Annotated in this window: 17 protein-coding genes and 1 pseudogene; 11 read left to right on the top strand and 7 right to left on the bottom strand. The window is 63.0% G+C overall.

Features of this window, described 5'->3' with window-relative positions:
• Positions 1-9: 9 nt before the first annotated feature.
• The 4 genes from pheA to rpsA all read left to right on the top strand — a co-directional run bounded on the left by pheA (position 10) and on the right by rpsA (position 6,151).
• On the top strand, positions 10-1,149 hold the full coding sequence (gene pheA, locus HA399_RS13275; protein ID WP_052384256.1) for a prephenate dehydratase: 1,140 nt from the start codon (positions 10-12) through the stop codon (positions 1,147-1,149).
• A gap of 68 nt (positions 1,150-1,217) precedes the next feature.
• Positions 1,218-3,449: a bifunctional prephenate dehydrogenase/3-phosphoshikimate 1-carboxyvinyltransferase gene (locus HA399_RS13270; protein WP_279833265.1), complete on the top strand. Its 2,232-nt coding sequence runs from the start codon at positions 1,218-1,220 to the stop codon at positions 3,447-3,449.
• Complete coding sequence (gene cmk, locus HA399_RS13265) at positions 3,446-4,165, top strand: (d)CMP kinase (protein WP_043331443.1); 720 nt, start codon at positions 3,446-3,448, stop codon at positions 4,163-4,165. The genes HA399_RS13270 and cmk overlap by 4 nt, the downstream gene beginning before the upstream one ends.
• A gap of 306 nt (positions 4,166-4,471) precedes the next feature.
• Positions 4,472-6,151 (top strand): 30S ribosomal protein S1, encoded by a 1,680-nt coding sequence (gene rpsA / locus HA399_RS13260; RefSeq protein WP_043331442.1) that lies wholly within the window; start codon positions 4,472-4,474, stop codon positions 6,149-6,151.
• A gap of 255 nt (positions 6,152-6,406) precedes the next feature.
• Here rpsA and HA399_RS13255 read toward each other — a convergent pair whose 3' ends face one another.
• The 5 genes from HA399_RS13255 to HA399_RS13235 all read right to left on the bottom strand — a co-directional run bounded on the left by HA399_RS13255 (position 6,407) and on the right by HA399_RS13235 (position 11,467).
• On the bottom strand, positions 6,407-6,610 hold the full coding sequence (locus tag HA399_RS13255) for a hypothetical protein (protein WP_043331440.1): 204 nt from the start codon (positions 6,608-6,610) through the stop codon (positions 6,407-6,409).
• 489 nt (positions 6,611-7,099) lie between these two features.
• A complete protein-coding gene (locus HA399_RS13250) occupies positions 7,100-7,918 on the bottom strand; it encodes an RNA methyltransferase (protein ID WP_404325223.1) in 819 nt (272 codons plus the stop codon).
• Between the two features lie 353 nt (positions 7,919-8,271).
• Positions 8,272-9,921 (bottom strand): chaperonin GroEL, encoded by a 1,650-nt coding sequence (groL, locus tag HA399_RS13245; RefSeq protein WP_043331439.1) that lies wholly within the window; start codon positions 9,919-9,921, stop codon positions 8,272-8,274.
• Between the two features lie 57 nt (positions 9,922-9,978).
• Entirely contained in the window at positions 9,979-10,272 is a 294-nt protein-coding gene (locus HA399_RS13240; protein ID WP_043331438.1) for a co-chaperone GroES, read from the bottom strand.
• Positions 10,273-10,903: 631 nt separating this feature from the next.
• Positions 10,904-11,467 carry an FxsA family protein gene (locus HA399_RS13235; RefSeq protein WP_404325222.1) on the bottom strand — a complete coding sequence of 188 codons (564 nt, stop codon included), beginning with the start codon at positions 11,465-11,467 and terminating at the stop codon, positions 10,904-10,906.
• A 616-nt stretch (positions 11,468-12,083) separates the two neighbouring features.
• Here HA399_RS13235 and HA399_RS13230 point away from each other — a divergent pair.
• The 6 genes from HA399_RS13230 to rsd all read left to right on the top strand — a co-directional run bounded on the left by HA399_RS13230 (position 12,084) and on the right by rsd (position 19,312).
• Positions 12,084-12,845, top strand: a complete 762-nt coding sequence (locus tag HA399_RS13230; RefSeq protein WP_131432585.1) for an SDR family oxidoreductase — start codon at positions 12,084-12,086, stop codon at positions 12,843-12,845.
• 141 nt (positions 12,846-12,986) lie between these two features.
• Complete coding sequence (gene msrB, locus HA399_RS13225) at positions 12,987-13,484, top strand: peptide-methionine (R)-S-oxide reductase MsrB (protein ID WP_107336174.1); 498 nt, start codon at positions 12,987-12,989, stop codon at positions 13,482-13,484.
• Between the two features lie 160 nt (positions 13,485-13,644).
• Positions 13,645-16,068, top strand: a complete 2,424-nt coding sequence (locus tag HA399_RS13220; protein WP_404325221.1) for a Tex family protein — start codon at positions 13,645-13,647, stop codon at positions 16,066-16,068.
• Between the two features lie 164 nt (positions 16,069-16,232).
• Positions 16,233-17,831, top strand: a complete 1,599-nt coding sequence (gene gshA, locus HA399_RS13215; protein WP_404325220.1) for a glutamate--cysteine ligase — start codon at positions 16,233-16,235, stop codon at positions 17,829-17,831.
• A gap of 272 nt (positions 17,832-18,103) precedes the next feature.
• Positions 18,104-18,664, top strand: a complete 561-nt coding sequence (locus tag HA399_RS13210) for a disulfide bond formation protein B (protein ID WP_404325219.1) — start codon at positions 18,104-18,106, stop codon at positions 18,662-18,664.
• Positions 18,665-18,790: 126 nt separating this feature from the next.
• The gene (gene rsd / locus HA399_RS13205; protein ID WP_404325218.1) at positions 18,791-19,312 is read left to right on the top strand and encodes a sigma D regulator; all 522 of its coding nucleotides are present in this window, start codon (positions 18,791-18,793) and stop codon (positions 19,310-19,312) included.
• 108 nt (positions 19,313-19,420) lie between these two features.
• Here the strand turns inward: rsd and HA399_RS13200 are convergent, their stop codons facing one another.
• Together HA399_RS13200 and HA399_RS13195 are read right to left on the bottom strand one after the other, a co-directional pair.
• On the bottom strand, positions 19,421-20,812 hold the full coding sequence (locus tag HA399_RS13200; protein ID WP_043331433.1) for an FAD-dependent oxidoreductase: 1,392 nt from the start codon (positions 20,810-20,812) through the stop codon (positions 19,421-19,423).
• Positions 20,813-21,070: 258 nt separating this feature from the next.
• Entirely contained in the window at positions 21,071-21,727 is a 657-nt protein-coding gene (locus HA399_RS13195; RefSeq protein WP_054555583.1) for an HAD family phosphatase, read from the bottom strand.
• Between the two features lie 260 nt (positions 21,728-21,987).
• On the opposite strand from HA399_RS13195, the pseudogene HA399_RS13190 reads away from it, so the two are divergent.
• Positions 21,988-22,452, top strand: a pseudogene (locus HA399_RS13190) (RNA pyrophosphohydrolase); the annotation flags it as partial.
• Positions 22,453-22,710 lie beyond the last annotated feature (258 nt).

The raw sequence follows: 22,710 nt of genomic DNA, 5'->3' as shown, positions 1-22,710 counted from the left end.
GGAGGTGAGATGTCGGATTCCAAGGAGAGCCCTGCGCCGCAGGCGGCGGGCAAGGCGGTGACGCTGGACGACCTGCGTCAGCGCATCGACGCCATCGACAACGAGCTGCTGAACCTGATCAGCGAGCGCGCGGGCTGCGCGCAGCAGGTCGCCGAGGTCAAGCTGGCGGCCGGTGACGTGGGCGAGGACGGCCAGGTGCAGTTCTATCGCCCGGAGCGCGAAGCCCAGGTGTTGCGTCGCATCATGGCCAACAACCCCGGCCCGCTGAAAGGCGAGGAGATGGCGCGTCTGTTCCGCGAGATCATGTCCGCCTGTCTGGCGCTGGAGCAGCCGATCCGCCTGGCCTATCTCGGCCCGGAAGGCACCTTCACCCAGCAGGCCGCGCTCAAGCACTTCGGTGACAGCGCCGTGACCAAGCCGATGGCCGCCATCGACGAGGTGTTCCGCGAAGTGGAAGCGGGCGCGGTGCAGTACGGTGTGGTGCCGGTGGAGAATTCCACCGAGGGTGTCATCAACCACACGCTGGATTCGTTCATGGGCTCGCAGCTCAAGATCTCCGGCGAAGTGGTGCTGCGCATTCACCATCACCTGCTGGTGGGCCCGAATACGCGTCGCGAGAAGATCTCGCGCATCTATTCCCACGCCCAGTCGCTGGCCCAGTGCCGCAAGTGGCTGGATGCCCACTTCCCGCACGCCGAGCGCATCGCGGTGTCCTCGAATGCCGAGGCCGCGCGTCAGGTGCGCACCGAGTGGCATAGTGCGGCGATTGCCGGTGACATGGCGGCCAAGCTCTATGAGCTGGAGAAGGTCGAGGAGAAGATCGAGGACAGCCCCGACAACTCCACGCGCTTCCTGATCATCGGTGACAGCTCGGTGCCAGCGTCCGGCGATGACAAGACCTCCATCGTGGTGGCGATGCGCAACCAGCCGGGGGCACTGCACGACCTGCTGGCGCCGTTCCACCGCCACCAGATCGATCTGACCCGCGTCGAGACGCGTCCGTCACGTTCCGGTGCCTGGAACTACGTCTTCTTCATCGACTTCCGTGGCCACCGCGATGACCCGCTCATCACGGCGACGCTGGAAGAGCTGCGTCAGTGCGCGGCGGACGTCAAGGTGCTCGGGTCCTACCCGGTCGGTGTGCTGTGAGCGAGGTTGACCACACGCGCCATGCTGCGCCGTCAGACCTGCTGTCCTCGCTGCCGTCAGCGGAGCGTCTGGCCGGCGAGCGGCGTATCCTGCTGGTCGGGCTGGGCTTGATCGGTGGCTCGCTGGCCGCGGCATTGCGCGCGGCGGGCCATCGTGGCGAGATTCTCGCCTGTGATCGTGACTCCAACGAGATCTGCCTCGGTCAGCGCATGGGGCTGATCGACGGTGGCAGCACGCAACTGGCGGCGCTGGTGCCGGGCGCCTCGCTGATCGTGCTGTGCGTGCCGGTGATGGCGATGCAGAGCGTGATGGCCGAACTGGCGCCGTTGCTGGAGGATGACGCCGTCATCACCGATGTCGGCAGCACCAAGGGCGCGATCCGCGATGCGGCGCTCGGCGTCTTCGGTCGCATGCCGCCGAATCTGGTGCTCGGCCACCCGATCGCCGGGTCCGAGAAGAGCGGTGTCGCGGCGTCCAATCCCGAGCTCTATCGCGATCACAAGGTGATCCTGACGCCGGAGCCGGACAGCGATGCCGAGGCCGTGGCACGCGTGGCGGCCATGTGGTCGGTATGTGGTGCCCAGCTGCTGAGCATGAGCGTGGCGCGCCACGACGAAGTGCTGGCGCGCACCAGCCACCTGCCGCACCTGCTGGCGTTCTCGCTGGTCGACAGCCTGGCGCGCCAGGATGAGCGGTTGGAGATCTTCCGCTACGCGGCGGGCGGTTTCCGTGATTTTACGCGCATCGCGGGCAGTGACCCGGTGATGTGGCGCGACGTCTATCTGGCCAACCGCGATGCGGTGCTGGAGGCGTTGGATGAATTCGAGGCCGGGGTAGCGCGGGTGCGCGCTGCCGTGACCGCGGGCGATGGTGAGGCGATGCTGGGGATATTCACCCGCGCAAGCCACGCCCGACACTACTTCAATACCCTCTTGAAACAGACGAGTTATCAGACCATGGAACAGCAGAACGTGCGGTACCGTGCACTGCCGGGTGGGCAGGTTCAGGGGCGCATTCGTGTGCCGGGCGACAAGTCCATGTCGCATCGCTCCATCATGCTGGGCGCATTGGCGACCGGCGTGACCGAAGTCGAAGGCTTCCTGGAAGGGGAAGACAGCCTGGCCACGTTGCAGGCCTTCCGCGACATGGGTGTGGTCATCGAAGGCCCGCATCAGGGTCGTGTCACCATTCACGGTGTGGGTCTCAACGGCCTGAAGCAGCCGCCGGGCCCGCTGTATGTCGGCAACTCCGGCACCGCGATGCGCCTGTTCGCCGGTCTGCTGGCCGGTCAGGCCTTCGATACCGAGCTGACCGGTGATGCCTCGCTGACCAAGCGTCCGATGGACCGCGTCGCCAATCCGCTGCGCGAGATGGGCGCGGTGATCGATACCGCAGACAACGGCCGTCCGCCGCTGCGTATCCACGGTGGTCAGCCGCTCAAGGGCATCCGTTACGAGATGCCGATGGCGTCCGCGCAGGTCAAGTCGTGCCTGCTGCTGGCCGGTCTCTACGCCGAAGGCGAGACGCGTGCCATCGAGCCGGCGCCGACGCGTGACCACACCGAGCGCATGCTCAATGGCTTCGGCTACAAGGTCGAGCGTCAGGGCGCCGAGGCGTGGCTGAACGGTGGCGGCAGCCTCGAAGCCTGCCCGATCGACGTGCCGGCCGACATCTCCTCCGCGACCTTCTTCCTGGTCGCCGCGGCCATCACGCCGGGCTCCGATCTGGTGCTGGAGCACGTCGGCATCAACCCGACGCGCATCGGCGTGATCAACATCCTCAAGGCGATGGGTGCCGACCTGAGCGTCTCCAATGAGCGCGAAGTCGGTGGCGAGCCGGTGGCAGATCTGCACATCCGCTATGCGCCGCTCAAGGGCATCGACATTCCGGAAGACCAGGTGCCGCTGGCCATCGACGAATTCCCGGCACTGTTCATCGCCGCCGCCAACGCCGAGGGCATGACCCGTCTGCGTGGCGCCGAGGAACTGCGCGTCAAGGAATCCGATCGCATCCAGGTGATGGCGGATGGTCTGGCGCAGATCGGTGTCGAGCACGAAGTGGTCGCGGACGGCATCGACATCCGTGGCGGCGCCTACGGTGGCGGCCTGGTCGACAGCCACGGCGATCACCGCATCGCGATGGCCTTCAGTGTCGCGGCGCTGCGCGCCCAGGGCGAGATCCTGATCGACGACTGCGCCAATGTCGCGACCTCCTTCCCGAACTTCGTGGCGCTGGCCGCTGAAGTCGGCATGCAGGTCGAGAACCTCGGTGCCGTGGCACCCGGCCAGGAGGCTTCATGAGCGGGGAAGCGACACCTCACCACAGCCAGATCTGCGACGCGCCGGTGCTGACCCTTGATGGCCCCGGCGGGGCAGGCAAGGGCACCATCAGTCGTCTGGTCGCGGCGAGCCTGGGCTGGCATCTGCTGGATTCCGGGGCGCTGTATCGCCTGACGGCACTGGCCGCCGAGCGTCATGGCGTGGCGCTGGAAGACGAGGATGCCGTGGCGACCATCGCCGAGCACCTCGATGTGCAGTTCGATGCCGAAGGCGACGCCACCAGCGTGATTCTGGAAGGCGAGGACGTCACCCGTGACATCCGTCTCGAGTCGGTCGGCAACAATGCCTCCATCATCGCGGCCCAGCCGCGCGTGCGGACTGCACTGCTGGCGCGCCAGCGGGCCTTTGCGCGTGCGCCGGGCCTGGTGGCCGATGGTCGCGACATGGGCACGGTGGTCTTCACCGGTGCGCCGCTCAAGATCTTCCTGACGGCAAGCGCCGAGGAACGTGCGCGTCGTCGTCATGCCCAGTTGCAGGAAGCGGGTGTCGATGCTAATATTTCGAGCCTTTTGACAGAAATACAGGCGCGCGATGCGCGTGACATGGGCCGGGCAGTCGCCCCGCTCAAGCCTGCAGACGACGGCGTGATCCTCGATACGACGGATCTCGACATCGACCAGGTGATCGAACGCATCCAGCAGCTGCTGGTCGAATACGGCCTGGTAGCGGCGCGCTGAGACTCGAGTCTCAGCCTGTAAGTCGTCAGAACAACGGATTGATCGCCTGCTGTTGCAATACGGCCTCCGGGTCGGGCAGCAGCGGGTTTCGCTCGCTTCGCGAGTGATGATGCAGAACCCAGATGACACCGAGGTGTCATCAACCCCCCGGCAAGGTGTCATGGGGTGCATCGGCGGCAAGCGGAAAGCCGGTGTATCTCGAACCAGCGTCAACGCCCCCGGGGATATGTAGATATGGCCCGTGCTTGCTGGTGGTACGGAGACTGCGGTGCAAGCCGCCCCAAACGTTGATCATGTAGGAATACCATGAGCGAGAGCTTTGCTGATTTATTTGAACAGTCACTCCAGGACATCAACATGGAGCCGGGCGCAATCGTGTCCGCTACCATCGTGGATATCGATGGCGACTGGATCACTGTCAATGCCGGTCTGAAGTCTGAAGGTCAGATTCCGTCTGAACAGTTCCGTGACGAAAGTGGCCAGCTGTCCATCAGCATCGGCGACGAAGTCATGGTTGCACTGGAAGCCGTGGAAGATGGCTTCGGTGAGACCCGCCTGTCCCGCGAGAAGGCCAAGCGTGCCGAAGCGTGGAAAGAGCTGGAAGCCGCCTTCGAGAAAGACGAGATCGTCAAGGGCGTGATCAACGGCAAGGTCAAAGGTGGCTTTACCGTCGACATCAACACCATCCGTGCCTTCCTGCCGGGTTCTCTGGTCGATGTCCGCCCTGTGCGCGACACCGCCCACCTCGAGAACAAGGAACTGGACTTCAAGGTCATCAAGCTCGACGCCAAGCGCAACAACGTTGTCGTGTCTCGTCGTGCCGTCCTCGAAGCCGAGAACAGCGCTGAGCGTGAAGCCCTCCTGGCCACTCTGCAGGAAGGTCAGCAGATTCAGGGTATCGTCAAGAACCTGACCGACTACGGCGCCTTCGTCGACCTCGGCGGCGTTGACGGCCTGCTGCACATCACCGATATGGCATGGAAGCGCATCAAGCATCCGTCCGAGATCGTTGCTGTCGGCGACGAGATCAATGTCAAGGTGCTGAAGTTCGACCGCGAGCGCAACCGTGTGTCTCTGGGTCTCAAGCAGCTGGGCGAAGATCCGTGGGTCAACATCAAGGCTCGCTACCCGGAAGGCGCCAAGATCAACGCACGTGTCACCAACCTCACCGACTACGGCTGCTTCGCCGAGCTGGAAGAGGGCGTCGAAGGTCTGGTCCACGTGTCCGAAATGGATTGGACCAACAAGAACATCCACCCGTCCAAGGTCGTCAATGTCGGCGATGACGTGGAAGTGATGATTCTGGACATCGACGAAGAGCGTCGTCGTATCTCCCTGGGTATCAAGCAGTGCACCACCAACCCGTGGGAAGACTTCAGCGGCAAGCACAACAAGGGCGACCGTGTCTCCGGTACCATCAAGTCAATCACTGACTTCGGTATCTTCATCGGTCTGGAAGGCGGCATCGACGGCCTGGTTCACCTCTCCGACATTTCCTGGAACGAAGCTGGCGAAGAAGCCGTGCGTCGTTACAAGAAGGGCGAAGAAGCTGAAGCGGTCATCCTGTCCATCGATCCGGAACGTGAGCGCATCTCTCTGGGCGTCAAGCAGCTCGAGAGCGATCCGGTCTCCGAGTACCTGGCCGTCAACGACAAGGGCGCTATCGTGTCCGGTCGTGTTGTCGACATCGATGCCAAGGAAGTTCAGGTAGAGCTGGCGACTGACGTCATCGCTATCCTGAAGGCTTCTGAAATCAGCGCTGACCGTGTCGAAGACGCACGCAACGTCCTGAGCGTCGGCGATGCTGTCGAAGCCAAGATCGTCGGTGTGGATCGCAAGAGCCGCCTGATCAACCTGTCCGTCAAGTCCAAGGACCAGGTTGAAGCACCGCGTCGCGATGCTGCCAAGCCGCGTACCCAGGAAGTCGAGAGCAACGGCCCGACTACCATTGGTGATCTGATCAAGCAGCAGCTGGGTCAGGAGTGATCCCGAGACACTCCGCCTCCTCGTGAGGTGGGGTGTCTGGATCCACGCCGAGGTGACATGCCTCTGGTAGTCACCTCGGCGTCTCCGAATCGGTATCCTGCATGAGATGTATGTCATATGCGGGGACGAAAAAAACCGCCACCCTTCGGGGTGGCGGTTTTTTCATGCCTGGTCGTTACGGGTGGCTGCTGGTCATTGTTGGTCGTTGCTGGTCATTACCAGTCGCCACCTGCCAACCACCTCATCTGGCGTCGTTCAGTGCGCCTGCGAGGCTGCGGGCTGACTGACCTTGGCCAGCAGTTGCATCTGGCGTAGCGAGATCGTGCAGTACAGGCTGCGGTAGAGCGTCGGTTCCTGCGTCGGGTCGGTCTTGAGCAGGCGAGCTTCCAGCTGGTGGATGTCGCTGGCCAGCTGTTCCGCGTCCGGGGTCTGTGTCTGTCGTGCGGCTGTCTGAGTCATGTAAAGGCGCTCCGTGAGTCCATGGTCGTGGATGGGATCAGGGTCGGCTCTTCTTGTGGGTGTCTCGAGGTGCGCCGCCACGCTGGCCTGTCATGGCCCTTCGTGTGTTGGCATGGCGGCGTCTCTGTCTGCTCTTGCGGCAGTTCTCGACCTGCATGGCAGGTCTCAAGGTCGCAAAGGAGCCTTTGCCTGACACTGCAGCCTTCGCGCGTGACTTCCTTGCTGGGCTGCAGCTACTGCATGGGTCTGTGCCGTATCTCTATGCCGGTATCTCTATACCGGTATTTCTATACCCGTATTTCTATACCTAGGCTGTGAGCCGGGTTCTGCGGTGCCTGACGTCTTGCCTATCAAGCATAGCGGAAGGTCTACAGTGCACCTTGATCCATGTCAGAAGGATGACGTTGCGCTGACAGGCTGTTGCGAAGTGGCGAGAGCCAAGTAGCAACAGTCCGAGCCTCAGTACATGACGGGGCGGCCGTGCGCGACTCAGGACGCCTCGTGATCGCTCTGCTCGCTGTCTGCGCCAGCGTTCGCCGCTGCCGTCTGGCGCTCAAGATTGGACAGCATGCCACGCAGGATGGAGAGCTCGCGACGTGTCGGCTCGGCACGCGCGAACAGGGCGCGCAGCCGCTCTTCGGTCTGGGAGTGGGGCTGGTTGAGGAAGCCGGAGCCCTGCAGGGCGCGACCGAGATGCTCATGGAAGTAGCCGAGCTGTTCGCGGGTTGGCAGCTGATCATCCTCACGGCGCGCGACAGGCGCCTCCTGAGGCTTGTCGAGCGTCAGACGCCATGCACTGCGGCACTCGTGCGCCAGCACCTGGACGGCCTGTGAGACGTTGAGGATGCCGTAGTCCGGGTTGGTGGGGATCGACACCTGATGCGTGCAGCAGGCGATTTCCTCGTTGGTCAGTCCGAAGCGCTCACGGCCGAATACCAGCGCCACCTTGCCATCGCGCGCGATATCCATGGCGTGCGCCGCCATCTCGCGTGGCTCATCGAAGTGGGGCAGCGGGACGCTGCGCAGGCGAGCACTGGCCCCGATGACCAGCTGGCAGTCATTGACGGCGTCTTCCAGGCGCTCGACCACGCGCGCATTTTCCAGCAGTTCCGCGGCACCGCTGGCCATGCGTGTCGCTTCCTCGTCGGGGAAGCAGCGCGGATTGACCAGCACCAGGTCCTTGATGCCCATGGTCAGAATGGCGCGAGCGGTGGCGCCGATATTGCCGGGGTGGAAGGTCTGCACCAGCACGACACGCACATTGTCGAGGGCGCTAGTGGTCGGGGAAGCGGCGGGGGTATCAGTCATGAGAAGGTCCTGGGCAAGCGAGGCGCGCGGCCTGAGCGGTTGGCGTCATCGGTCGTGACCGTAGGCATTTCAGCCTCAATGCGTTGTCAGCCTCGATGCACTGCCATCACCAGGCGCCATGTCTCGGGTCGCGGCAAAAAGTGGCGCCTAGTGTAGCGTGGTGAGCGGGAGGCGTCAGGTGCCGAGAGCCGCGGCGCTTACTGCATGAGGGCCACGGCGTTCACTGTATGGGACTCGCGCTGCTCACCGCATGGAGCTTGCAGCGCTCGCCGAATGACAGGCATGAAAAAACCGCCCCTGCTTGCGCAGGAGCGGTTCGGGTCACGACGGGTGAGTCGTGGGGTGAGGCTGGCTTACATCATGCCGCCCATGCCACCCATGCCGCCCATACCACCCATGTCGCCGCCGCCGGCAGCGGCCTTGTCTTCCGGATCTTCAGCGATCATGCATTCGGTGGTGATCATCAGACCGCCGATGGAGGCCGCGGACTGCAGTGCAGAACGGGTCACCTTGGCCGGGTCCAGCACGCCCATCTCGAACATGTCGCCGTAGACGCCGGTAGAGGCGTTGTAACCGTAGTTACCTTCGCCAGCCTTGACGTTGTTGAGCACGACAGAGGCTTCTTCACCGGCGTTGGTGACGATCTGACGCAGCGGCGCTTCCATGGCACGCAGTGCGATGGCGATACCGTGAGTCTGATCTTCGTTGTCGCCTTTCAGGTCGACCAGCTGACCCAGCACGCGAACCAGGGCAGTACCACCGCCAGGCACGACGCCTTCCTCGACGGCTGCACGAGTGGAGTGCAGAGCGTCTTCGACGCGAGCCTTCTTCTCTTTCATCTCGACTTCGGTGGCAGCACCGACGCGGATGACGGCAACGCCGCCGGCCAGCTTGGCGACACGTTCCTGCAGCTTCTCGCGGTCGTAATCAGAGGAGGTTTCCTCGATCTGAGCGCGGATCTGGGCAACGCGTGCTTCGATATCGCCTTCGTTGCCGGCGCCATCGATGATGGTGGTGTTTTCCTTGGACATGGTCACGCGCTTGGCGGTGCCCAGGTGGTCCAGGTTGGCCTGTTCGAGGTTGAGGCCGACTTCTTCGGAAATCACGGTGCCACCGGTCAGGACAGCGATGTCCTGCAGCATGGCCTTGCGACGGTCACCGAAGCCCGGTGCCTTGACGGCAGCGACCTTGACGATACCGCGCATGGTGTTGACGACCAGAGTCGCCAGCGCTTCGCCTTCGATGTCTTCGGCGATGATCGCCAGCGGCTTGCCGGACTTGGCAACGCCTTCCAGCACCGGCAGCAGTTCGCGGATGTTGGAGATCTTCTTGTCGACCAGCAGGATGTACGGGTCTTCGAGTTCGACCGCCATGGTGTCCTGGTTGGTGACGAAGTACGGAGACAGGTAGCCGCGATCGAACTGCATGCCTTCGACCACTTCCAGCTCGTCTTCGAAGCCGCGACCTTCATCGACGGTGATGACGCCTTCCTTGCCGACCTTCTCCATCGCTTCCGCGATTATCTCGCCGATGCGAGAGTCGCCATTGGCGGAGATGGTGCCGACCTGGGCGATGGCCTTGGTGTCGGTGCACGGCACGGACAGCTCACGCACGGCCTTGACGGCTTCGATGACGGCCTTGTCGATGCCGCGCTTCAGGTCCATCGGGTTCATGCCCGCGGTCACGCCTTTCAGGCCTTCGTTGACGATGGACTGAGCCAGCACGGTGGCGGTGGTGGTGCCGTCGCCAGCCACATCAGAAGTCTTGGAAGCGACTTCCTTGACCATCTGGGCGCCCATGTTCTCGAAGCGATCCTTCAGCTCGATTTCCTTGGCGACGGAAACGCCGTCCTTGGTGACGGTCGGGGCGCCGAAGGATTTTTCCAGTACCACGTTACGGCCTTTCGGACCGAGGGTAGTCTTGACCGCGTCGGCCAGGACATTGACACCACGCGCCATGCGCTTGCGTGCATCATCGGAGAAACGAACGTCTTTTGCAGCCATGTTTATCTCTACCTTTAATCAGTAAGTCGAAGCGTTGGAACCCGAAAAAGCTGAAACTCAGCCTTCCACCACGGCGAGGATGTCGCTCTCGCTCATGATCAGCACCTCTTCGCCGTCGATTTTCTGCTTCTCGACGCCGTAGCCATCCTTGAAGATCACGGTATCGCCGACTTTCACGTCCAGCGGGCGAACTTCACCGTTTTCGAGGATGCGACCGTTACCGGCAGCGAGAATCTCGCCACGGGTCGGCTTTTCCTGGGCGCTGCCGGGCAGAACGATGCCACCTGCAGTTTTCTGTTCTTCTTCCACGCGACGAACCACGACGCGATCGTGCAAGGGACGAATGTTCATTGCTCACGTTCTCCTGATGGTAAATCCCGCCAGCTCCCGTTCTTTGTCGGTGAGTCTGGCGTTCAATGGGGTTGCCTACCGAGTGTTGGGCCCCGCCGCTGGGGGCGTGGCCGTTATCCATTGCACCGCTTTTATGGTGGCGGGGGGACAGCTTTCAAGTAGGCGATCATAAAAAAATTTCAAATCGGCGCATCTTGTGCGTCGCATGAAAGCTACGCACCTTGGCTGCAGCCTGTTTTCCGCAAGGTTCCGCTAGATGAATCAACGGCTTGAGTGTATCGAGCCGTTCACCGTTGGCATATAGCTGGCAGCCTCCAGACGGTGTCCATTGGTACAAGACGCCAGAGGGCGGTCAGCGGCCAGGGTGAGCGTCATTGCAAGGCGCAAGGATTCGGGCGGGCAGCTCACAGAGCGCGAACCCGGTCAGTGACAGGCGCTGGGGCTGGACAGTGCAGGACAGGAGAGGATAGGACAGGAGGGGGCAGCGTGATGGAGCCTGTGAAGCGAGATATCACGAATCAAAAAGGCCCGGCACTGGTGTTCCAGTGCCGGGCCCATCGCTTTCAAACATGACTTTCAAACATGGTTCTCAAGCAGACTATTGCGCGTGGTGCTTGTGCGTGAGAAGGCGCTAGAGGCGCGGCTCGTCACGGCTGATGTAATCGCCTTCCAGCGGCTCGCCGGTCTGCTGGCTGCTGCCTTGCTGTCCTGCGTGGTTATCGCTTGCGTGCTGCTGATCGCCACTGTTGCGTGATGCGCTGTCAGCACGGGCGTCGGCTTCCCAGTCACCCGTGCGGGTGCTGCGCGAGGTTCCCGCAGCCGAGAAGCGCCCCTTGAAGAAGCGCGCGATCGCGCCATTGCCGCTCAGGCCGCGCGTCAACAGTCCCCGTGAGGCGGGGAGCAGGCACAGCAGGCCGAAGGCATCAGACAGAAAGCCCGGCGCCATCAACAGGGCGCCGCCGAAGATGAGTGCCGCGCCTTCCATCAGCTCGCCGGAAGGCATCTCGCCACGTTGCAGGCGTTCCTGGGCGCGCATCAGTGTCGCGCGACCTTCGCGGCGAATCAGATGCAGGCCGACGGCGCCGGTGATCAGCACCAGCGCCAGCGTCGGCAGCAGGCCGATCTGGCTGCCGAGGCTGAACAGCACCACGAAATCCAATAACCCGAACAGGGTAATCACTAACAGTATGGGCATCGTCTCTCCCGAAGCAGGTAAATGGCAGGTTGCGCCAATGCGTCAAGGGTAAACCAGCCGCCGGATGGGGAACAGTCGAATCGGGCTCATGAACGGGCCATGATCCGCTGATGAGCGGCTGATGGTCGGCGGCGTGGATGGCTGGCGCTGTAGGAGTAGCGGTGCCATGCTGAACGATGTTGCATGTTGCAGTGCACAATAGAAGGGCTGGACAGGGAGAGCCGGCCAGGGCGAGTTGGACAGCGAGAGCCGGCCAGGGAGAGTCGGACAGGGAGAGCCCAAGCGTCCGCAGGGGGCGGGCCGAGGCTCACTCATCAGTATTCCCTGCTTTCGCCCACGCTGCTGACGGCGTGCGTTGACGCCGTCAGTGCGTTGCGTTGGCGGATCTCGCCTGCGTTGAGGCACGACACGGCGCGATCTGTTGCACTGCATCATGAGAATTCACCGCGAGCTGGCAGCGGGCGTCATCGCGAGGCATTCTCTGTCACGATGACGCTCAACACTGAAGGACGCGGTGCGGGACACTCGACACATAGATCGTGACGCCCGTACGGCATGCGGGCCTCGCATCCGGCAGCCGTTCCTCACTGCCGGCAGACAACCTGGGAGACGGGATATGAAGCTTGACGACAAGGTCATCGCGATTACGGGCGGCGCTCGTGGGCTGGGGTTGGCCATGGCGCGCTATCTGGGCGAGAAGGGAGCGGTGCTGGCGCTGCTGGACATCGAACAGGACGGCCTGGATGACGCCGTCGCGAGTCTGGAAGCTGCAGGCATCAAGGCGCAGGGTTTCGTGGCCAATGTCGCGGAAGAGGACTCCGTCACGGCCGCCTTCTCGGCCATCAAGAGCGCATTGGGGCCGGTGAGCGGTCTGGTCAACAATGCCGGCATCACCCGCGATGGGCTGCTGATCAAGGCGCGTGATGGCGTGGTGGAGAAGACCATGTCGCTGTCCAGCTGGCAGCAGGTCATCGATGTCAATCTGACCGGTGTCTTCCTGTGCACCCGTGAAGCGGCCAGCCAGATGATCGAAGCCGGCCAGCCGGGCGTGATCGTCAATATCTCCAGCATCTCGCGCGCCGGCAACATGGGGCAGAGCAACTACACCGCCGCCAAGTCCGGTGTCGCGGCGCTGAGCGTGACCTGGGCCAAGGAGCTGGCACGTTACAGGATTCGCGTCGGTGCCGTGGCGCCGGGCTTCATCGCCACCGAGATGACCGCCGGCATGAAGCCGGAGATGCTCGACAAGATCAAGAGTGGCATCCCGATGCGCGACCTGGGCCGCCCGGAAGATATCGCCAGCAGCGTGGCCTTCATCTTCGACAATGACTACTTCACCGGGCGAGTGATCGAATGTGATGGTGGTCTGCGCATCTGACCCGACGGCTGGCGTCAGCCGATGAGACCCAAGCCCCCGCGATGGCAGCATCGTGGGGGCTTTCTCATGGCGAATGCATCCAGCGCAGGCCGCTGCGCGTAGAAGTCAGTATTGCCGTTCATTGCTACAAGGAGACACGTCATGCAACGTCGCCAATTCATGGGGCTGGTGCTGGGGGCGGGAGCGATGCTGGCGCTGCCCAGGCTGTCTGCCGCGCGTCCGGAGCTTGAGCTCGAGCGTGGCGCGGACATCACGCCGCTGACCCTCGAGGAAGACGAATGGCGTGCCCGCCTGAGCCCGGAGCAGTATCGCGTGCTGCGCGAGGAGGGCACCGAGCGTGCGGGCTCCAGCGAGCTCAACAAGGAGCATCGCGAGGGGGAGTATCGCTGTGCCGGTTGTGATCTGGCGCTGTTCTCTTCTGCCACCAAGTTCGAGTCCGGCACCGGCTGGCCCAGCTTCTTCGATCATATCGAAGGCCGCCTTCTGACCAAGACCGACTACGGACTCATCTGGCCGCGCACCGAATATCACTGCGCGCGCTGCGGCGGGCACCAGGGGCATGTCTTCGAGGATGGCCCCGAACCCACCGGCCTGCGCTGGTGCAACAATGGTGTCGCGCTGCGCTTCGTGCCCGCGTGAGGCGCTTGGGAGGCATCCCGGCTGGCGCAGTGAGCGGCTAAAGCAATCTTGCCGCTTTGTGGTAACGTGACGACATCGTGATACAGACGGCCCGGTCGATTCCACGACCGGGCCGTCTGTATATTGCCGCATGAATTCTGCTGTAAGGGACTGACGTTTCATGGACGCTACTGCAACTGACGCTACCACCTCCCGTCCTGCACCGACGCTGTCGCCCGCTGCCACCACTCGCCGCATTCAACAGGCGCTGGCCGGTGAGCTTGGGGTGCGCGAAGAACAGATCACCGCCACCGTCGAGCTGCTGGATGGCGGCGCGACCGTACCGTTCATCTCGCGTTACCGCAAGGAAGCCACCGGCGGGCTCGATGATACCCAGATGCGTCAGCTCGAAGAGCGCCTGCGCTATCTGCGTGAGCTGGAGGAGCGGCGTCAGGTCGTGCTCGAGTCGATCGCCGAGCAGAACAAGCTGAGCGCCACGCTTGAGCGGGATGTGCTGGCCGCCGACAGCAAGCAGCGTCTGGAAGATCTCTACCTGCCGTATCGCAAGAAGCGCCGTACCAAGGCCCAGATCGCGCGTGAAGCGGGGCTTGAGCCTCTGGCCGATGCGCTGCTCGCGGACCCGACGCTGGAGCCGGAGGCTCAGGCGGCAGGTTTCGTCGCTGCCGACAAGGACGTGGCCGATACCAAGGCGGCGTTGGATGGCGCCAAGCAGATTCTGATGGAGCGCTTCGCGGAGGACGCCGCGCTGGTCGGTCGCCTGCGTCAACGTCTGTGGGACGACGGTATCCTCAGTGCGCGCGTCATGAAGGGCAAGGAGCAGGAGGGCGCCAAGTTCTCCGATTACTTCGAGCATGACGAGCCGCTGCACAAGGCGCCCTCGCACCGTGCGCTGGCCATGCTGCGTGGTCGCAACGAAGGCGTGCTGAGCCTCGCGCTCAAGCTGGAAGGCGAAGACGACCTGCCGCGTCACCCGATGGAAGGCGCCATCGCGGCGCATTTCTCCATCGAGGATCAAGGGCGCGCCGCGGACCGCTGGTTGAAGGAAGTGGTGCGCTGGACCTGGCGCGTCAAGCTCTATACCCATCTGGAAAGCGAGCTGATCGGCCGCCTGCGCGAGCGCGCCGAGCAGGAGGCCATCCAGGTCTTCGCCGACAACCTGAAGGACCTGCTGCTGGCGGCGCCGGCGGGGCCCAAGGCCACGCTGGGTCTGGACCCGGGGCTGCGTACCGGCGTCAAGGTCGCGGTGGTGGATGCCACCGGCAAGTATGTCGATCAGGCCACCATCTATCCGCATGCGCCACACAATCGCTGGGACGCCTCGGTGGCCGAGCTGGTCAAGCTGGTCGAGCGGCATGACGTCGAGCTGATCGCCATCGGCAACGGCACCGCCTCGCGCGAGACCGACAAGCTGGCCGCCGACGTGCTGACGCGCCTGTCCGGCCGTCGTCTGCAGAAGGTGATGGTCAACGAGGCCGGTGCGTCCATCTACTCCGCCTCGGAATATGCGGCGCGTGAATTCCCGGACCTGGACGTGACCATCCGCGGCGCGGTCTCCATCGCCCGCCGCCTGCAGGACCCGCTGGGTGAGCTGGTCAAGATCGAGCCCAAGTCCATCGGCGTTGGTCAGTACCAGCACGATGTCAGTCAGGTGCAGCTGGGGCGCAGTCTGGAAGCCGTCGTCGAGGATTGCGTCAACGGTGTCGGCGTCGACCTCAACATGGCCTCAAGCGCGCTGCTGTCACGTGTCGCGGGTCTCAACACCACGCTTGCCGAGAATATCGTCGCGCACCGGGATGCCAATGGCCGTTTCGCTTCGCGCCAGGAATTGCTCAAGGTCAGCCGGCTGGGCCCGCGCACCTTCGAGCAGTGTGCCGGCTTTTTGCGCATCGCCTCCGGCAAGAATCCGCTGGATGCCAGTGCCGTCCACCCGGAGGCCTATCCGCTGGTCGAGCGTATCGCCAGGGCGCACGGGCGTGATCTGCCGAGTCTGCTGGGTGACAGCGCCTTCCTGCGCACCGTGAAGCCGACGGAATTCACCGATGAGCACTTCGGCCTGCCGACGGTGACCGACATCCTGCGTGAGCTGGACAAGCCGGGACGTGACCCGCGCCCCGAATTCCGCTTCGCCGAGTTCAAGGAAGGGGTCGAGACCCTCAAGGACCTCGAGCCGGGCATGAAGCTTGAGGGCGTCGTCACCAACGTGACTCATTTCGGAGCCTTCGTGGACATCGGCGTGCATCAGGACGGCCTGGTACACATCTCTGCCCTGTCGCAAAAGTATGTTGCCGACCCACGCGAGGTGGTCAAGGCGGGCGACATCGTCAGCGTCAAGGTGATGGAAGTCGACATCCCGCGCGCGCGCATCGCGCTGAGCATGCGCATGAGCGATACTCCCGCCGAGAAAGGTGCGGCAGGCGAGGCGCGACGCGGCGCAGAGGGCGGTCGCGGTGGGCGCTCGCAAGGTGGCGGTGGCCGTCAGGATCGTGGCGGTCGCGGCAGCAATTCTGGCGCGAGCGGCGGCGCGGCACCGGCCAACAATGCGATGGCAGCAGCACTGCTCAATGCGCGCAAGTCGAAATCATAAGCCTTGAAAGCATTTTTTACGCGCCCATAATGTGGGCATACTGACCTGACGCGAACGGTACCTGCCGTTCGCGTCTTGCATGGCATCCGGTGCAGCACGCGGGCCATGGTCATCCAATTCGACCGGAGAGGCAGGGCTTCTCCCCATGCGAAAGGGTTCATACCTTGTCCGAGCAACTCGCGTCCGCCATTGCGCGACTCACGCCCCAGGCCCGTCAGGGTCTCTTCGGGCGCCTGCGCCGTGGTATCGAGAAGGAAGGCCTGCGGGTTACCGCTGGCGGTGACATCAGCCAGACGCCGCATCCGCGTTCTCTGGGGTCGAAGCTGACCCACCCGTACATCACTACGGACTATTCCGAGTCTCTGCTCGAGTACATCACCCCGGTGTTCACTCGTCCCAAGGAGTCGCTGGAGTTTCTGGCTGACCTGCATCGTTTCAGCTATCGCAACCTGGGCGATGAGCTGATCTGGCCGGCCAGCATGCCTCCGCGTCTGCACGGCAACGACAGCGTGCCGATCGCCGATTACGGCACCTCCAACAGCGGCACCATGAAGCATATCTACCGCAAGGGGCTGGACGTCCGTTACGGGCGCATCATGCAGTCGATTGCCGGTATCCATTACAACTTCTCGCTGCCGGATGATTTCTGGAGCCTGCTGCAGGGGCTGGAAGGGGCAGAGGCGGAAGATGCGCGCGACTTCCGCTCGCGTCGCTATTTCGAGCTGATCCGCAACTTCCGTCGTCACAGCTGGATCCTGCTCTATCTGTTCGGCGCCTCGCCGGGCATCGATGAGAGTTTCCTCGATGGCGGCAATGATGATCGCCTCAAGCGTCAGGCGGACCGCAGCCTGGTCTCGGCCTACGCCACCAGCCTGCGCATGTCGGACCTGGGGTATCAGAACAAGGTGCAGGCGCAGCTCAAGATCTGCTTCAACTCGCTGGACAACTTCGTCGGCACGCTGCGTCACGCCATCGTCACGCCGTGGAAGGACTACGAGAAGCTGGGCGTCAAGCAGGCCGATGGCAGCTGGTCGCAGCTCTCCAGCAACATCCTGCAGATCGAGAACGAGTACTACTCCGACATCCGTCCCAAGCGTGTCACCCGGCAGAATGAGACGCCCAGCCAGGCACTGGAAGGGCGTGGTGTCGAGTACATCGAAGTGCGCTGTCTGGATCTCAACCCCTTCCTGCCGGTCGGGATCGACGAGACGCAGATCCGCTTCCTCGATACCTTCCTGATCTGGTGTCTGCTGACCGAGAGCCCGTGGATCGACGACGAGGAATGCGCCACGCTCGATAACAGCAAGCGTCGCGTGGTCGAGGCCGGGCGTGATCCGGAACTGACCCTGAGCGTCCATGGTGAAGAGCGTCGCCTGCGCGATCTGGCGGCCAATATCATGGATGAGCTGGGGGAAGTCGCGGGCCTGCTCGACAGTGGCGACAAGACCGGCAGCGCGCACTGTGATGCGCTGGCAGCGCTCGCGCCGCGCTTCGACGATGCCCAGACCACACCGTCGGGCCGTCTGTTGACCAGCATGCTCGACAACGGCAGCAACTTCGTCGACGAAGTGCTGGCGCTGGCCAAGGGTCAGGCCGAGCAGTTCAAGTCAGAGCCGACGGAGCGTGCGCGCGGCTATCTGCTCGATCAGCTGGTCGAGACCTCGCTGCAGCAGCAGGGCGATATCGAGAAGGGCGATCATCAGGATTTCGACACCTTCATGGCCGAGTACTTCGCGTCCGCCCATGGCACGCAACCGGCGTGATCTCGTGACGCAACGCCAATTCATGTTCAGGTCATCGCGACACGGCATGATAGATATCAGTCGCTGATAGTGACGGATTCGGCTATCGCTTCATCATCGGCGCCTCAGGCTTGAGGCGCCGATGATGTATGTGGCCTGTGCAGCCAGTCTGAGCGCGGCTGCGGGGCACGACGCGGTGCAAGCCTCAATGCAGTCGCAGGGCCTTGATGGCCTTGCGGCTGCGTCATTTCTCACCCATGACTCCACTGGAGTTCCACCGGCAAGGACGGCAAATGACACAAGCGGACAAACAATCGGGGCAGCAGCCAGTCGCGCGCAAGGGCGGGCTTGCCCGCCTGGCGAGCTGGAGCGGGCGTCAATGGTGTCTGTTGGGAGCGCTGGGGTGCGCCTTTTTGCTGGGCGTGGCCTTCGTGCTGCAGTTCGCCTTCGATCTGGCGCCGTGTTCGCTGTGCATCTTCCAGCGCGTGGCGGTGGCCGTGGCCGGCGCCTTCTTCCTGCTGGGAGCCTTGCATGGCCCCGGACGCATCGGCACGCGTATCTACGCGCTGGGCGCACTGGCCGGCAGCATTGGCGCGGTCGTGCTGGCGGGTCGCCATATCTGGCTGCAGTCACTGCCGCCGGATCAGGTGCCGGCCTGTGGCCCGGGCCTCAACTACATGCTGGAAGTGCTGCCGGTATGGGACGTGATCACCCAGGTGCTCAACGCCTCCGGTGAGTGCGCCCAGATCAGTGCGCAATGGCTGGGTCTCTCGATCCCGCAGTGGTCGTTGATCGGCTTCTGTGGACTGGCGCTGGTGCCGCTGGCGATGCTGTGGAGCAGCTTCCGCCGTTGAGGCAATATGCCCTGCCACCATGGTGGGGGGTTGGCAGCGTGCACGGCATGGAGGATAGTGGGTTGGCAGCGGGGCGAGCACCGGATGTCAGCCCCTATCGTTCGGGTCATGCCAGAGGAGGCGCCCATGCTGGAGGAATGCACCACTGCGGCGGAACGCTTTCGTGGCGTTCATCAGTTGGTTGATCGCTGGCTGGACCAGCGACGCGAGATGCTGGTCTGCTTCATGGATCTGCACGAGGCCTGCGTGAATGACCTCGAGCAGCTCGAGATGACACGCGTCAATCGCTTCATCGAACTTTTGATGGACTACATCTCGGCGGGGCATTTCGAGGTCTATCCTCAGCTCAAGGAAGAAGGCCGTGTCTTCGAGGACACCGCGGCACTGGCGGTCTGCGAGCAGCTGATGCAGCGCCTGGAGCCCTCCACCGAGCTGGTGCTGTCCTTCGATGAGGATTTCTCCAGCCCTACCCGCTGCCAGCACTATCGTGCACGACTGCCGGAATGGCTGGCCCGTCTGCAGCAGGGGCTGACCGAGCGCTTCGCGCTGGAGGATCAGCTGATCCAGCGTCTGCATGCGGTGCACGAGCCTATTGCCCAGTCGGCCCAGTCGGCCCCGTCGGCCCCGTCGGGCCAGTCGGTGTCCTGAGGCCGCCCCCCGCCAGGCACCCATCAACAGGCACCCATCAAAAAGCCCCGCCAGCATTCGCTGGCGGGGCTTTTTGATGCTCATCCCGATGCGTGTCTCGAAAGAGGCTTACATCAGTGAGGAGGCTTCCGGACGCTCGATCTCGGTCAGTTCGATCTCGCCGGTCAGCAGATCACGCTCGAAGGTTTCCTTGTCGATGTTGAAACCAAGGAATTCCTGGGCGAGATACATGTCCTTCTCGGCGTTGCCCAGGCAGCTGGTGCCGCCCGGTGACGGCGTCATGTTGAAGACGATGCCGGTGCCCGGATTGATCTTGGCTTCGCCCATCACGAGCTTCTGCTTGCTCTTGTCGATCAACTGCGGACGAACGCCACCGAAGCCCTTGGCGAAGCTGACGTCCTTGACGTCCAGGCTCGGCACGATCTTCTTGATGTCGCCGTGGAACAGACGCTCACGCAGCACCGGCACCTCGAACATGAAGTTCTTGAAGATGTAGTTGCGGATGTCGCGCACCTTCATCAGGTCCCACAGGGCCTTGACGACGTTGCGGTCCATGCGCAGTACCTTCAGGAACTCCCAGAAGGTCTTGCCATTGTAGCGCTCCAGCAGCGGCAGCATCAGGGCGGTCGGACCGAAGCGGGTCTTGCCTTCCACCAGCACGTCCGGGTCGCCGTGGACGGCGGCGAACGGCAGGTTCTCGTTCTGGATGGTGTAGACCTTGCCGTTGAGCACCTTCGGGGTGAAGTAGAAGGAGCCGGCCATCGGCAGGCAGGACTTGTCCAGGCCGTAACCCATCTTGTGGGCGAACAGCAGGGAGTGACCGCCGGCGCTGACCACGACATAGCGTGCGCTGAGCTCGCCCTTGTCGGTCTTGACCTTGTAGACGTCACCTTCCTTGCGGATGTCTTCCACGGCGGTCGAGAGGCGAACGTCGAAGTTCATGCCTTTCTCGGCCGCTGCCTTCTCGCCTTCGCTGACGAAGGCTTCCGACAGGGTGGTGTAGTTGACGGCGGTATATTCGTCGGTGGAACCCAGCGCGACGATTTCCTCGTCAGGACGACGACCTTCCACCACCTTCGGCTCCAGCTCGGCGATGTCATCACGCTCGAGCAGCTTCAGGTTGGGGAACAGCTGCTTGAAGGTGTCGAAACGCTTGCGCAGGAACTGGCATTCCTTGGCACCGACCGCCAGCACCATCTTCGGATACTTGTAGACGATGTGATCGCGCTCACTCTCGCTGAGCTTGGTGGCGAAGTTGACCACCATGCCCGCGGTGCGCTTGGTCACACGCGCCTTCTCGACCGTGTAGTTGGTCTCGATGTCGCCGCAGTGAATGGTCTGGGAGTTGTTGCGACCGTGCGAGTTGACGATCGCGACGTGGTCGTACTTTTCCACCAGGCCGACCGACTTGAGGTCGGTGTAGCGGGCGAGTTCATAGAGAAGGGCGGTGCCGGACACGCCGCCACCCACAATCAGGACATCGTATGTCGTTGAGGACATGGCTGCTCACGCTCAAGGTTGGTGAGGGACATCCCCCGGACCCGACCGGGATTCCGGAGGCCGTCCTGCCGTGACGGGGCAAAAGCTGCCGCACCAGGCTCGACGGTTCGATGGACACACATTATAGACACATCTTGTGCGAAATGATTCAGCAAATAAGGTCGACTTTATGGTGAATGCTTGTAGCCACATGAAAACCTTATAGCTGAGGCTGCTCAACCTTATGGATCGATAAAAACCATGTAAATCAGTCTTTTATCAGTCGCGCAACGAAATGATCCGCCAATCGCGCGCGTCAGCGGCGGCGCGCAGTTGCTCATCCGGGTCCACTGCGATGGCAGTATCGACACGCTCCAGCAGCGGCAGGTCATTGATGGAGTCGCTGTAGAAGGTGCTGCCATCCAGAGTGTGGTCACGTTCGGCCAGCCAGGCCTCGAGGCGGGTCACCTTGCCGGCCTGGAAGCTGGGGACGCCGCTGACGCGTCCGGTGTAGCGGCCGTTGACGATCTCGGGCTCGATGGCGATCAGCTCATCGACGCCCAGGCGGTCCGCGATGGGAGCAGTGATGAAGCGATTGGTGGCGGTGATGATCAGCAGGGTGTCGCCGCGTGCCCGGTGACGTGCCAGCAGCTCTTCCGCCCGCGGCAGGATGATGGGCTCGATCTTGGCGGCCATGAACTGCTGGTGCCAGGCCGCCAGTTGCTCCGGACTGTTCTCGGACAACGGCTTGAGTGAGAAGGCCAGGTATTCGTGAATGTCCAGCTCGCCACTCTGATAGAGCTGGTAGTAGCGCTCGTTGGCTTCACGGTAGACGTTGGCGTCGACAGCGCCCTGTTCGACCAGAAATTCGCCCCAGGCGTGATCACTGTCCCCGGCGATCAGGGTATTGTCGAGATCAAAGATGGCCAGACTCACGGAAAACTCCTTGCTCTGCCCAGCCACACTCGGCTGGGCGACAGACACGGACAACAGAGCACGATAGGGTGCCGGCCCAGTGTTTGCGCGGGTGTACGGTGGCCGACGAGCAGTCTCGCACGGCCGTGTTGCACTGCAATAGCGTGAAGGCAGCGATTATTGCAGAGGTGCTCGGGCTTTCACACCGCCAAACCGCGTATTGAAGCGCTTTCAGCCTTTGTGGAAGAATGGTTTCAATTAACGAATCAAAGGTGACATCCGTGATCGACGCTGACGGCTTTCGCCCCAACGTTGGCATCATCATTGCCAACTGTGAGGGCCAGCTGCTCTGGGCGCGCCGGGTAGGACAGAATGCGTGGCAGTTTCCGCAAGGGGGCATCAAGCCAAACGAGACACCGCAACAGGCGCTGTTTCGTGAACTCGAAGAAGAGATCGGCCTGAAAGCTGAGGACGTCGAGATACTGGCCTGCACCCGTGGATGGCTGCGCTACCGGTTACCCAGACGCATGGTAAGAACGCACTCCCGACCGATCTGCATCGGTCAGAAACAGAAGTGGTTCCTGTTGCAGATTCGCTGTCAGGACAACCGCGTAAGTGTGGATACCACGCCCAATCCGGAATTCGATGGCTGGCGTTGGGTGAGCTACTGGTATCCGCTGGGGCAGGTCGTGGCCTTCAAGCGTGAGGTCTATCGGCGCGCCCTGCGTGAGTTGGCGCCGCGTCTGCAGCGTCTGGTGGACACCGAGCGGCTCAAGGCGCTCGCCGAGGGGCCATCGCTGCATGAGGCGCGGGGCGCCTGCGGGCCGTCTGGCGCCAGTGGCTCACCGGTCGCTACTGCCAACGCGGCGGCCAAGGGGCTCGATGGCACAGGTGCCGCTGATTCCGGAGCCGGTGACGCCAGCTCCGAAGGGCAAGGGCGTCATTCGTCCGGCTGATGGCGTTGATGGGCGCGGGTGGCTGAGCGTGGGTCACGCCGCCTTGGC

It is taken from the genome of Cobetia sp. UIB-001 (assembly GCF_044789135.1).
Lineage (GTDB): Bacteria > Pseudomonadota > Gammaproteobacteria > Pseudomonadales > Halomonadaceae > Cobetia > Cobetia amphilecti.
Note: the sequence above shows the minus strand (reverse complement) of the source record. Positions and strands in the feature narration are given on the sequence as shown.